This window comes from Ensifer sp. GW101-20A05, from assembly GCF_059424735.1.
Window position 1 is genome coordinate 147,280 of the sequence record NZ_JBWKZT010000011.1, and the last position, 12,081, is coordinate 159,360.

General features: G+C 58.0%; 15 protein-coding genes. 7 read left to right on the top strand and 8 right to left on the bottom strand.

Annotated elements, in window-relative coordinates; genetic code table 11:
* Positions 1 to 127: 127 nt before the first annotated feature.
* Positions 128 to 631, bottom strand: a complete 504-nt coding sequence (locus AC070A_RS24385; RefSeq protein WP_425988148.1) for a hypothetical protein — start codon at positions 629 to 631, stop codon at positions 128 to 130.
* A gap of 157 nt (positions 632 to 788) precedes the next feature.
* The gene (locus AC070A_RS24390) at positions 789 to 1,043 is read right to left on the bottom strand and encodes a Y4lK-related protein (RefSeq protein ID WP_492383889.1); all 255 of its coding nucleotides are present in this window, start codon (positions 1,041 to 1,043) and stop codon (positions 789 to 791) included.
* 2,035 nt (positions 1,044 to 3,078) lie between these two features.
* Here AC070A_RS24390 and AC070A_RS24395 point away from each other — a divergent pair.
* The 6 genes from AC070A_RS24395 to AC070A_RS24420 all read left to right on the top strand — a co-directional run bounded on the left by AC070A_RS24395 (position 3,079) and on the right by AC070A_RS24420 (position 7,027).
* Complete coding sequence (locus AC070A_RS24395; protein WP_156414746.1) at positions 3,079 to 3,816, top strand: nutrient deprivation-induced protein; 738 nt, start codon at positions 3,079 to 3,081, stop codon at positions 3,814 to 3,816.
* On the top strand, positions 3,809 to 4,228 hold the full coding sequence (locus tag AC070A_RS24400) for a phage holin family protein (RefSeq protein WP_057255137.1): 420 nt from the start codon (positions 3,809 to 3,811) through the stop codon (positions 4,226 to 4,228). The genes AC070A_RS24395 and AC070A_RS24400 overlap by 8 nt, the downstream gene beginning before the upstream one ends.
* Positions 4,225 to 5,163 (top strand): DUF3618 domain-containing protein, encoded by a 939-nt coding sequence (locus tag AC070A_RS24405; protein ID WP_057255138.1) that lies wholly within the window; start codon positions 4,225 to 4,227, stop codon positions 5,161 to 5,163. The genes AC070A_RS24400 and AC070A_RS24405 overlap by 4 nt, the downstream gene beginning before the upstream one ends.
* 338 nt (positions 5,164 to 5,501) lie before the next feature.
* A complete protein-coding gene (locus tag AC070A_RS24410; RefSeq protein ID WP_280137729.1) occupies positions 5,502 to 5,624 on the top strand; it encodes a hypothetical protein in 123 nt (40 codons plus the stop codon).
* A 919-nt stretch (positions 5,625 to 6,543) separates the two neighbouring features.
* Positions 6,544 to 6,708, top strand: coding sequence for a hypothetical protein (locus AC070A_RS24415; protein WP_200964213.1), 165 nt, complete (start codon positions 6,544 to 6,546; stop codon positions 6,706 to 6,708).
* A gap of 73 nt (positions 6,709 to 6,781) precedes the next feature.
* Positions 6,782 to 7,027, top strand: a complete 246-nt coding sequence (locus AC070A_RS24420) for a DUF982 domain-containing protein (protein ID WP_112994295.1) — start codon at positions 6,782 to 6,784, stop codon at positions 7,025 to 7,027.
* A 41-nt stretch (positions 7,028 to 7,068) separates the two neighbouring features.
* On the opposite strand, the gene AC070A_RS24425 is transcribed toward AC070A_RS24420, so the two are convergent.
* Positions 7,069 to 7,254 (bottom strand): hypothetical protein, encoded by a 186-nt coding sequence (locus AC070A_RS24425; protein WP_057255140.1) that lies wholly within the window; start codon positions 7,252 to 7,254, stop codon positions 7,069 to 7,071.
* Positions 7,255 to 7,552: 298 nt separating this feature from the next.
* On the opposite strand from AC070A_RS24425, the gene AC070A_RS24430 reads away from it, so the two are divergent.
* The gene (locus tag AC070A_RS24430; protein ID WP_082616209.1) at positions 7,553 to 7,786 is read left to right on the top strand and encodes an antibiotic biosynthesis monooxygenase; all 234 of its coding nucleotides are present in this window, start codon (positions 7,553 to 7,555) and stop codon (positions 7,784 to 7,786) included.
* 406 nt (positions 7,787 to 8,192) lie between these two features.
* On the opposite strand, the gene AC070A_RS24435 is transcribed toward AC070A_RS24430, so the two are convergent.
* From AC070A_RS24435 to AC070A_RS24455, 5 genes are all read right to left on the bottom strand, one after another.
* A complete protein-coding gene (locus AC070A_RS24435) occupies positions 8,193 to 8,390 on the bottom strand; it encodes a Rossmann-fold NAD(P)-binding domain-containing protein (RefSeq protein ID WP_057255141.1) in 198 nt (65 codons plus the stop codon).
* Between the two features lie 563 nt (positions 8,391 to 8,953).
* Positions 8,954 to 9,439, bottom strand: coding sequence for an adenosine-specific kinase (locus tag AC070A_RS24440; RefSeq protein WP_057255142.1), 486 nt, complete (start codon positions 9,437 to 9,439; stop codon positions 8,954 to 8,956).
* Positions 9,440 to 10,019: 580 nt separating this feature from the next.
* A complete protein-coding gene (locus tag AC070A_RS24445; RefSeq protein ID WP_057255143.1) occupies positions 10,020 to 10,496 on the bottom strand; it encodes a hypothetical protein in 477 nt (158 codons plus the stop codon).
* 52 nt (positions 10,497 to 10,548) lie between these two features.
* On the bottom strand, positions 10,549 to 10,845 hold the full coding sequence (locus AC070A_RS24450) for a hypothetical protein (protein ID WP_156414747.1): 297 nt from the start codon (positions 10,843 to 10,845) through the stop codon (positions 10,549 to 10,551).
* Between the two features lie 199 nt (positions 10,846 to 11,044).
* Positions 11,045 to 11,665: a hypothetical protein gene (locus AC070A_RS24455; RefSeq protein WP_082616211.1), complete on the bottom strand. Its 621-nt coding sequence runs from the start codon at positions 11,663 to 11,665 to the stop codon at positions 11,045 to 11,047.
* Positions 11,666 to 12,081 lie beyond the last annotated feature (416 nt).

Genomic DNA, 12,081 nt, shown 5'->3' on the forward strand with positions numbered 1-12,081 from the left:
GCCCCGAAAGGGCAAGCGTGTACCTGGCAGGCTCCGTGGACATAGGCTGCTCCTCGGAGCCCGGTCGATCATCCGGCGTCGTGGATCATCGGCAAAGCAAAGAACGGTCACCGATGCGGAATGTTCCCTATGCGTCCGGCCGATACTGAGCAACGTCGGAGTGCTGCTCCTGCCACATGGCGCTCTCGAACAGCGCAGCCTCATCGCTCACCCCGTTGCGGAATTGCTCGATGATATTCCGGCCCAACATTTGAGCGCGCTTTCCGTAGCGTGGAATGCTGCACCAGATGCACACCCGATCGAATGTTCGTTGAAGCATATCAACATCGTCCGGACTTATCTGGACGGATGGCTCTCCTGCGATCTCCTGCATCGAGACTTCCGGATTACCGTGGATGAGCGCTTCAGCGTTCGCTGGCGCCACCGATCTTTTGTCGAAACCGGTCATGTATTTCAGGGCGCCGCTCTCTCGAATGCCTCTCTGGTAACAACTGAGAATGCGTCTTGCGATCACTTCTGCCGTCTCACAATCTCGCGACAGCCCGCGTTCGCGCAGGATGTCTTGGAAGATCCGATCGATCTCGTTCATTTCGTGAGGGAGAAGCGCCATCGATCTAGGCAGGGAATGCATGCGCGACCTCCTTTCCCAGGGGCGGCGCGAGGTTCCCTTCGCCGGAGCCCCGTAGTTTCGAAAATCGAGTGTGAAGAAAAAATAATATCGGCTAATCAATCCGACAAGATAGCCAAAAAGGGTGATTGAGGCCGCTCATAACGGATCGGAGCGGTCGTTATTGTGGCGCGTCAGTTACTCGACGGCGGGGCTGCTCGAGTACGCGCGAGTGTCGCGTTTTCGGCCAAGTGGTATCCACAAACCTCCCGATCGACCGCAAATGAGCGTCAATCTCCAGTTTCTGTGGATTGCGGTTGCCGTACTTCTCTCCAATGCAGTTGAGCTCTTCGATCGCGACGTCCTGTTCGTCGTCATCGCCAATCACATACTTATCGTGCCTCACAGCGCTGGTGTCACACCCAGCCTCGATCACGTCCGACGAATGCAGGAATTTCGCCCTCGCTCATCAGGCGCGTCAGAGGGCTTTGCTCATGCTGGTTTCCTCCCGATGTGGGATCTGAAGTGAGGTAGGCCGAGGCGCCGAGTGGTCGCTGGGCGCAAAAGTGCCAGCAAGATTTCGGGGCATGGGCCACGTGTGGGATGGACCCTGGAGCGCGGAGTTGATTGGGACGGGGACTTGCTAGAATTTTGCCAGTTCAGCTCCTGTGGTCTGGTCCACAACGGCGGAAAAGTCAGCCAAGATAGCAAGAGAGCAGAGGTGCTCGTCAGCGATTTGGATCAACGCTATGGCGACGTCATCATCAGCCAGCCCGCTGCCGTACAATAATCGACGAACACCCCGAACGCCTCTCTGAGGGCTTCTTGGCATTCATCGCTGCTCTGTTCGTATTTGGTTCGGCGGGTTGGAGGGGCGATTATCGGTAGAGTTACGTTCTTCATTGCTTCACCCAAGCAGCCTCATTGATTTTCCAGTGGCCCACAGCGGCCCGGACGGGCGGGCGGCTCTGGAGCCGGTTAAGAGACCTTGGCGCTGAGGCGAAGACGCCCTGGTTGAATCAGAATATGCCGTAATCGAAATACGCGACAATTGACCTCAGACCATTGGCGGACCGGCTGGGACTTAGGTCGTTACAGCAAATGGGTGGTCACGGAGTAGCTCCTTAACTCGAAGTGGCTATCCGGAATCCAAAGGGATTAACTGCCATGGCCGCGAGGGGCGGGAACCTCTGCGTCAACCACTTGTTTCCGTGTCCTGCGAGCCCACCTTTGAACGCAAGATCGACCCAATCAACCTCGCTGCCAACGGCCTCGCACCGAACTGGACAGCAACAGTGTCGGCTACATCGGGCGTATCAGGAAGGAGACCGGCGGCAGGTCAGATCACGACCATGTGTTCTCGCCCCGAGGAACGTCACTTTCGCTCGATGGTTGGCCCGACGCCAAAGCGATTGACCACCTCAGGGCACGGTTGCAGCTCTTCGGATTTATTGCTGGTTGCTCGCTGTACATTCCAGACTCAGCTCTTTGATGTTCCAGACTCGTGCTCTTAAGCTGCGGGGTCGGTAGATGGGGACGCCACCCCGCCCAAGAGCCTTGCCGGACCGGCTGCTATCGCGAAGTGGCCACGGAGAGCTTCGGAAGGACAGTGGCGATCGGACGGCCGCCGTCGCTCAAAGCGCCCCCGACCAGCAGGTAAGCAGCGATTACCGCCATTGATAGAAGCATTACTCCGATTGGGAGGGCCGTCGTAAACTTCCTCTGTGGCGTTCCGTAAGTGTGTCGTTCGTACATTCGCAAATCCTCAATCCTTCAATTGGGCAACGACATCAAAGCTGGTCCCTGCTGACTGCAAGGGGCGCTCCGGCGCCGTTGCCCGCCCAAGGCAGTTAAGGGCTGTGCTGCTTGGGCTAAGAAGAAAACTAACGCGACGGTAGGGTGCGACAACGAACCTAAGACCTTTGCGCTGGCCGTCTGGGACTGAGGTCCCATGGCGGAACCTTTTCCGCCGCCCTAGGTTTGGATATGTTCTCGATCTTCGACCCGATCGAGGCGCCTCTGGGCCCCGCCTGCCATTAGTGTCCCCGTTAGATGTGGGGCCCACCGAGGTCGTTAATGCTCGCAATTCTCGACCGGCTAGCGAAAGCCGGGCGCTGGTTCACCTCAGGTCCCGCTTCATCGGGGCCTTTTTTTACCCAGAATGGATGAGTTGTGGGCTGATCTTGTAGTCGCACACAGCCCCGGGGAGCTTCCACCCCCGGAGGAGGCTCCCCCATCTTCCATTCGGGAAGGGACAGCCGACCGCCGCCCGAACCTACCTTGGCTGCAGCGGTCACACCCAAGCAGGCAGAAAGACTGGCGCCACCCGGTAGCGCCCTCACGCAACAACGAGTCAAGTAGCCACTCGTTGGCAATTCCTGCCCACCGCGAGACGTAGGGCAGCGTCCCGGTTGGTAGGTGCGGGCGGACCCTCCTCGCTCCACGCCAAGCTCCCGCAGGCGGGTACCACATTGAAGCTATCGCGCCTGTTCAAGTCACTAGGAACCGAGGGTTTACAGCTCCTTGAAGTCTGGTTCGTCGAGCAATCCGGACTGCGCCGATATCAAAGGAACAAGGATCAAATTCGCTGGTTTGAAGCTCAATGGATCGGGCTCGCGCCTGACCAAGAGGAGGCGCAAATGATCGACGACCCAAAGGACCGCAGACCCCAGCAACAACAAAGTTTCTCACCGTCCGAGGAGCGCGGTCGATACCGGGAAGGTCTTGGAAATCGTTCTGCCGAGTGGCTGGATGAAAGCCAGGCTGATGAAAGCTCACCCGGTGATGATCAAGTCAATCAAGCGAAAAGAGCCGCAATGCGGGCCGTGGATGACGAAAAGAGCGCGCTGGCCCGCCAACTGCGCGGTTTAGCAAGCGCCGTGGAAAAGGTCGGATCCGAACTTCGCCAGTCGGAGCAACCGGCGCTTGGGCGCTACACACAGCAAATTGGGAATTCAATCGGACGGCTGGCGCGCGATTGTGAAAACCGAGAACTGGGCGAAATAGCGGCTATGGCAGAAGATTTCGGGAGAAAGCAGCCTCTCGCCTTTCTCGGAATCGCAGCAATTGCTGGACTGGCGGCAAGCCGATTCCTGTCTGCCTCGGCCGAACGGTCCCACATCACCCCGAATGTTGCCCAACCGAATTCCGCTGCGACACACCGCAAGGAAGGCGACTGGGACTTTGAAAAGGAATTGCGCGATGCTTGACCCTCGTGATGACCGCTCCTTATCCGACCTCATGACAGGATTGGTGACAGACATATCCGGGCTTTTCCGAAAGGAAATCGATCTCGCGAAGGCCGAGGCAGGCGAGAACCTAAATCGGGCTATCGGCAGCATCGAGACGTTTGTCGTTGGGCTTATCTTCGCAATAGCGGCCGTTGGTGTACTCTTGGGCGCGGTCGTGCAAGGGCTCGGCGCCTTCCTCATTGCGCAAGGAATGCAGGAGGCGAACGCTGATGCCCTATCAGCGGTCGTCGTCGGTCTCGTCGTGGGTCTTCTCGCATGGGTGATGATCTCGCGTAGCCTCGCCGGGCTCGGAAACCGCAGCGTGCGCTTCGACAAAACGACGGCGTCCCTCCACCGTGACCTCGAAGTGGCGAAGGAGACAGTACGATGACCGTGGACACGCATTCGTCTGCTCAGTTGCAGCGCGAGATCGAAGCCGATCGCCAAAGGATCGAAGAAAAGCTTCACGCTATCCAGGAACGGATGTCGCCTGGCGAACTGATGGATGAGTTTCTTGCCTATGCGAGGAGGAGCGGAGGAGCAGAATTTCTCAAGAATCTCGGCGGCGCGATGAAGTCGAACCCCATTCCGGTAGCCCTGACGGGCATCGGCCTTGCGTGGCTGCTGGCGGATCCTGCGTCCCGTGCACCTCAAGCTTCGGCCCCCGATAACGGTGTAGACAACTATCCACTCGCTTTCGTGAACGGCAGTCTTCGGCGTGTTGGGCCGGTCGAGGCAAGTTTTGGCGAACGATACAGCCATTTCGAAGATCAGGGAGGCAGTCGCTTTCGCGCCCGAACCGATGCGGCCGGCCACAGGGCCGGTCATTTCGTGGATCCGAGTGGCGCCGTCTATCGCGGCTTCACCGACGCATCCGGATCACCGATCGAGGACATCCGTGATGAAACGGGAAGGTTGTTCGACGAAGCCTCCGGCTGGGGGTCGGCTACCTGGCGAGAGATGAAGAGCGCAGCAAGCGGCATTTCCGATACGATTGCAGAAGCCGGCCGATCGGCGGCGGACAGTGCTCGCGGCGTCCGCCAGATTGCTCAGACTCAAGGAGCACAGCTGAACGCTGCCATCCTCAAGAACTTTCGCGACCAGCCTCTCGTTGGCGGCGCGCTTGCGTTTGCGATCGGTGCAGCCATTGGAGCAGCGCTGCCTGCAACGGCGCTGGAGGATGTTACCGCCGGCGCGGCCTCGGACCGCGTGCGCGACCATCTCGCGGCTACGGCCGATGCCGCCGCAGAAGGAGCGATCGAAGGTGCCAAAGGAGCCTTGGACGAGACCCGCAGAACGACACCAGGCGAGACGCCTAATGGATGACGCCCGACCGGGTCATCCGGCCGGCCCATTTCGATGATGACGAGATAGGTGCTGCTGCAAGCGGCCGCCGTGGTCAGGAGACATGACCGAAGCGACCATGGAAGCGAAGAAGCGCCGACATTCGAACCGGCAACGCTCAACTCGTACTGCTCACACTCCTGGGGCAACCGTCGCCGGAGTGCACAGGCGGCCCAAATATTCCTCAGATCCAAACGGGCCAGGATACCATTTTCGTAGCCATGGCGTTCTCATACCGTTCGATGAGCATTAGAGAATAAACCCTATTTCCCGTGTCGTTGCTGCCCGTCGTAGATCGCAACGACCACCGGAACAGCCGCATGCGTATAGTCGTGATTGCAATTGTCGCCTCGATCATGAGCATACTTGTTTTCAAGTATGTCGAGGGCACGTTCGGTAATTCCGAGGTCGCAGCGACGGCAGAGCAACTTTCGGAAGATTAAACGCCCAACAAAAAGGCCGAAGCGATCGCTTGCGACGCGGACTTCGCCCTCGCCCAGTTTACCTGTTCATCTCCGGTTTTGGTTGCCGTGATACAATTCGCGAGTCGGATGCATCCAAGAGGAGCCAAGCATGAGCCGAAATACCGTCCTTGGAATAATTCTTGCCGTGGTGGTCATCATCCTCGTCGTCCTTCTAATGCCAAAGAAGGAAACGACCCCGGAGACCGCAACACCGCCTGCGACCACGACTGAGCCGACGACATCTCAACCGTCGACGACCACGCCATCTACAACAGCACCGTCGACCGCTGAGCCGTCAACCACCCAACCGTCGACGACCACACCGTCCACTACGGAGCCGTCAACAACGACACCGTCGACTGCGCAGCCGTCTACGACGCAACCTTCAACTACGACGCCTGCTCAGTAGAGCTTTTACGTGTCGCGACCACCCCTAGACCGCGGTCCCTGGGTGGTCGCGCTTACCCAGTCGGTACTCTTCTGCTCATCGTTCGCAATGTTGAGGGCCTGTCGCGCGTGTTGTTCTTGAACTTGGAGTGCCGTCCAACCCGCAGAGATCTCGTCCATGCCGGCATCGACACGCAAGCGCGATCTCTTCCGCCGGCGCGCCGGCCTCGGCATCTTGCGAAACAGTTCGGCGTTGCTCACTTGACCATCTCGACTTCCAAGCCGTGGCAGGCCTTCATGAGCTTCTGTTTAATACGGAGTAGCGGGGTGACGACGCCCTTCGATGACGCGGCGGCGCCTCATGACGACATCAGAGGTTGCGCTTGCGGCCTCTCTGTTCCCAGCCTGTCGACGGGTGGGAGACGGAGCTTAATCATGCGGCCACCTCGATCGAATCTTGGAACAAACACAGTCCGGTATCGGTTGACCTCCTAAACAGGAGTCGAAAACGATGCCGACTGAACCGATCCCGAGGCCCCCCGATCCCGAATTTCCAGGCATGCCGTCGGACGTGCCGCAGCCGCCCATCGAGGAACCAGAGCCCGACGTCCTTCCGGACGAGGTTCCCAATCCGAACCCGGATGAGAATGACAAGCCACCGAAGCTGAAAGCGTGAATCCAGCCAGCACAACCCTGACGGAACGAAGGTTGCATCCCGCGGTTAATTCAGTAAGGAAACGGAGGCGCCGATGATCGAAACTTGGAACGAATGCGTGATCATCCAGCTTCCGGAACTCGACGGAGTTCAAATAGTGTGGACTCCCGCCAGGGCAGCTATGCTGCTTAGCGAGAGTTGGCCTGTCGACTATGGCGTCGCCCATTTGGCCGCCCTGAACAAATGCACGGACGCCATGCTTGGCACCTACCCGTGGGAGCAAGCGCGAGATGCGTTCGCGGCGGCCATTGCCGAGGCTAGGGTCACAAAGCTGCATTGACTTCATGCGGCTTTCGCCGGGACCGGGGAACTTGCTCGCGATTATGCTGCCGCCCCGCGCTTTTCGAGGGTTGCCAGAGACCGATTAAACCGGTCACGAAGGCGGGTGATCACCGCGAGCTTCTGCAGCTTCACGCCGTTATCGGCTTTGTTCATGCTGTTCTTGATGCGGAGGATCTGGGCTTCGAGCTCGGCAATTTCTTCGCGAAGGAGGTCTACCTCGCTCATGCTGCCTCCATCATCCGTACAAGGCGAGTTGCGCCGGCGGAGCCTCGTGCGCAAGCCGAGTTGCAAGAGTGCGGATACAGCGCGAATTTCGTGTCAAGGGGCCCAAATGAGCAGTTGATGCGGAATTCTCCTTCAACACGCATCCCAAGTGCTTTGCAGGGCCTTCCGACTGCTGTCACCTCATCACCACTGAACAAATGAAGTGCCCCGCGCGGTGATGGGAGGGAAAGAGGTCGAGTGATAAAATGGTGGTCTCCCTTAGAGGTGTGTGGACGCATTCTGGTGCGGGGGTACTTCAATGATTGTACGAATTTTCCGTGTTCGCGTTCTGCCAGGCAGGCTGGCGGATTGGAAGAACAAGGTTGAGGGAATTTCGATACCGTGGCTCCGCCAGCAGGAAGGTCTCATCGCATTTTATCCCGGCAAGCCGATCGACCCACGGGATCGGGAATTCTGGATGATCTCGATTTGGAAAGATGTTGAGTCAATTAAGAAGGCTGCTGGACATGAATGGCAGTGCCGATTCTACTAGAGGACGAGGCGGACCTCGTTGAGACCGTCGAAATTCATCACTTCGAAATCTTTGGAAACAAACACACCTGAATCTCTTAAAATCGAGCGGCTGAAGAAGCTTTGCCCCCGCTTGGGGTCGGCTCCGGTATTATCCCCTTACCCTACGCTGAGAGCGACTCGGATGCTTCCGTTCTGGATAAAAAAAGCGGAACGTTCGAGAGGCGGCCCGCGCCGCTGCTTTACGGCTTCAACGGCGCGCGCACACCACCGAGGTCTAGATATTGTCGATCCGGTACTCGGGCAGGGCACCCAACTTCGGCCTGGGACCAAATAGTTAGATGCGAACCTTTGGGCTTGATGAGCTTACCGGTTCGCCGGTACTCGTCAGAGAGAAAGAGCGCCTGATGCAGTCGGCGAAAGGTCTGTCAGTCATTGCTGCCTTGCGCCAGAAATTGTACGAGCGCCGAAACAAGGGCTTCTGCGCTGTAGTAATCCAAAGGGACTTCGATGTTCGCGCCCGTGAATGAGGTCAGTTCAAGTGTCCCAAGAAGCGGCTCCCGTGAGACAATACTGATTTCGAAACCCTGAAACTCCGCGGTTATTGTGGTCCGATCGTCTTCCATCTCTATCCCCCTCCAGGCAAGTAGCTGGCAATAGAGCGCTGAAAGGTTGGCACATCTCACCGCACTCCCTTGTATATAAGCGATGCGTAATATAGCTCACCTTCAAGGCCGACGAAAGCCGTCCCCCGGCCAGAAGAGCCGCGTCTCATTAAAGGCGGAGATTGCGGGTGCGATTGTGGGGTTGTTCCGGAACTCCCCCAATCAAGCTTCTATATAGGGGCCCCGCGGAAGCGAACGCCGCTCGCCCATGCGATATATTTTAGGGGAAATCTGGTTCCAGCATTCGCGCAAGGGGTAGGGGTGGCGGATGCTCGAAAGTCGGGCCATCAATCGACGACAACCGACGAACCTTCGGGTCGCAAGAAACGTCTCTCCGAGTATGGACTCGTACTGTGCTGCAAATCCATCCTCGAACAATGAGAGTGCCGCCAGGCCCCCAGGGAGATGGCGTGCGGCCGACCGCATGCACCATAACGTTGGCGTCGCACGAACGAGTCCCTGCCTGGATCATGGGCTTGACGGTATTGTCCGTAAGGGCACCCTGACGTCTCCTAATCCAGACACTAAAGCTTGTAGCCGATCTTTCGCAGCAGGTCTTTCCGCCACGTAATGTCCGCGTCGGTTTCGACACCCAGCGGTGAGGCGCCATCCACCACGCCGAGCACGCCGCGGCCCAGCTCCGTTTCAGCGACTATCACCTGCGTCGGGTTGGCCGTCGCGCAATAGATGCGGCAGACCTCTGGCACCGCGCGCACCGCAGCCAGCACGTTGACGGGAAAGAATCCATCGCCCAGAAAGATCAGGAAAGTGTGGCCGGCGCCAATGGCCAATGCGTTGTCACGTGCGAGGGTGAGCATGGCTTCTTCATTACCCGACCAGCGCACCAGCCGCTTACCGGAGGCCTCGCAGAAGGCCAGCCCGAAGCGGATGCCAGGAACCGCGCCCACCAGCGCCTCGTGGAGGTCTTCCACAGTCTTGATGAAATGCGACTGGCCAAAGATGAAGTTGGCGGCGTCCGGCTTGACGATGGGCACCACGGTGAGTTCCATGGCTGCGCTCCTTCAAGGTGGGCAACGCAATGGTAGGTAGGACCACGGAAGGCGATTTCAAGCCGCCATATGCGACCGCTTTGGCCCCCCAGCGCTGTCACCTTCACTTCTTCGCGGATCGACCAACACAAGGGAGCCGAAGACCAAGCGTGAGGTCAGTTTTCAAATGCTGGGGATCGTCGTTTTATGGGTGAATTCGGTATCCGATATCGGGAATATCCGACGGCTCCCTCCCCGCCAGACGGGGTCTGTTGGCCGCTTACTTGAAATCAGTGAATTTCCAGCGATAGATGGCGCGTCTGTGAATTCGAACGCTCAGACGGAAGGCTCCAGATCATCCTCGTGGCGTTCTGGGCCCTTTTTCAATCTCAGATCGCATTGCTCACAACGTGAGCTGCGACAACGCCAGTAGGGCCGCGCCAGTACGATGGCCGTTCTGTATCGCGCCAGAGAAGCGCTAACCCTTCCGGATTTCGCCGGCGCGCTCGTCGTAGCATGACTGAGCCTCTGCTCGTGGACGGCATTCGCGGCACTGCATCCGTCCGCAAGCCAAAGGTCCAGTAACCCGATGGTTGGGTCCTCAAACGTTAAGCCACGCAAGCAGTAAGAGAAGGACCAGCCCGGCGCTCACGACTCGGACCCAATGATTGTGAGTGATTTGGCTCAGTAGGCTAGGGGAACCAGGCTTACCGTTGACATAGCTGGTGGTGACGTCTTTGCCGGCATAGGCAATGTCGTCATCGTCCCATCCATAGCCGGCTGACGTCATGGATGCCCACTTTCGCTGTCGCCTAAACTCCTCTATCCGCCACAAACTGCGTTCTTGCACCGCCTTGAGAGCTTCGTCCTTCACATTCGGCGTTTCGATGATCCTGACCGCCGTGAGCTCCGTGGCTTTCAGAACTTTCTGCTGCGCAAAGATGTTCCCGCCGGTGTGATAGGGATTGAGAAATTGCCTTTTGAGCTGCTTTTCACTCAGGTCCCCGAACAGAAAAATCGGTTCGTCACCACTCTGAGCGGTCCAAACGACGACGTGGAAATAGTGCTGTTGCTCCATCGTCTGCCTCTAGCGTTCGAGGGTGAAGCAAACAGTGCGAAGGGAAGCAGTGTCAGATCGCCGAGAAAGTCACAGGCGAAGAGGCGGGCACCCAATTAACAAAGCGGGCACTGATATTGGTGAGCAATCTCACCACTTTGTCTTCGATCGCCTGACAGTTGCTTTCGTATTGGGCGATCAGAGATTCGCCTGAGATCGTGTGTCCTTGGAGTTCATCCCGGGTGATCACCGCGATGCCACAAGCCTCTAACAGGGTACTCAGCGAAAGGAGCCTTAGCTTCGCAAGCTGTTGCCGATGCCTCGGCAGCCGCACCATAAGGCGTGTCCGTCCGATCTTCTCGAAATCCATCGTTTCCGCCTTCAGGCGACGCCTGAAAGCCAGTGTCCTCCACAATCCGATAGGTAGCAACATGAATATGACGCACAGGCTCTGCAGCGACGACATGATTTTGCCCGAAGGCTCAACAGTCGCCTCGAGTAACCGGCGCTGTATCTGGCGATTGACCACATCTCTTTGGATATCGAGGAAACCCCTGGCTCTCGCGGTTTCAGGCGGTGATGCTGGCACACCTGTCGCGCCGGTCGCGCATGACGAGAGTGGCGATAATAAAACCCTGGACTAAGAGCAGCGCGTAGCCTCCGAGTATGATCTCGCACGGCACCACAAAATTCAGTTGCGGCGCGGCGCCGAGGATGACCGGCACGCTCCAGGAGACAATCGAAATTACGCCGCATCCTATCAGAGCGGTCTTCGTGGCGGGTCTGATTTCCGAGAGGAGCGTGGAGCCGATTTGGCGGCGGATGAACGGTATCACGAAGCGATGGATAGCGAAGCCGTTGACAGTGAGGATGCTGACGATCGTCACCTTGGCCCAGATCTTCGGGTTGAGCAGCTTCTCGGGTTCGGTCACTTGATAGAGAAGGAGAAATCCCAGGCCCGAGGCCCAGAGCAGCAAGAGTCCGGCCGCGATAAACCGGCTGATCCATTCGACGTGTTCGACGAGTTCCGAGCTGACGATCATCCGACGGTAGCGTGACAACATCAGATCAAGAAACACCGCGCCGCCGAGCCCGAGAACCAATCCCGAGAAATGGACTAGCCGTAGCGTTGTACGGATGTATGAGGCCAGCTGCGGCGCTGACGACAAAGAAAGATCCAGAACACCCATTTCCCAACTCCCCCAAGAAAACGCGCAAATGCATTCGCACCCCGAAACAGGGCACGTCCGATGCTTCGGACTGTTGTGATTTGCTGCTCCGAAACGCGATCGGGACCCGGTCTCGGAGCGAGCCCGTTCTATGAAATGGTGAGTTCCATTGTCAAGTATGATGCCGCGCTAATTCAGCAATTTGTAGATTGAAGGTGCGGCTAGCCGCCTTTGCTGCTTCGGGCTTGATGGCGGCTGATCCTGGCGATCGCCACCAGGATCAGGAAGCTCGCAATGCGGCTCGTGCTTCAGATTTTGACGAGTATTCCAGTGGTTTACACAAAGGCAGCACCGGATGCCAAACCAGCGAAGGAGGCGGCGTAAGGACTGCCTTGATGCCTTGTCTGTTCGAGCGCCCGATCAGGCCGCACACCTCC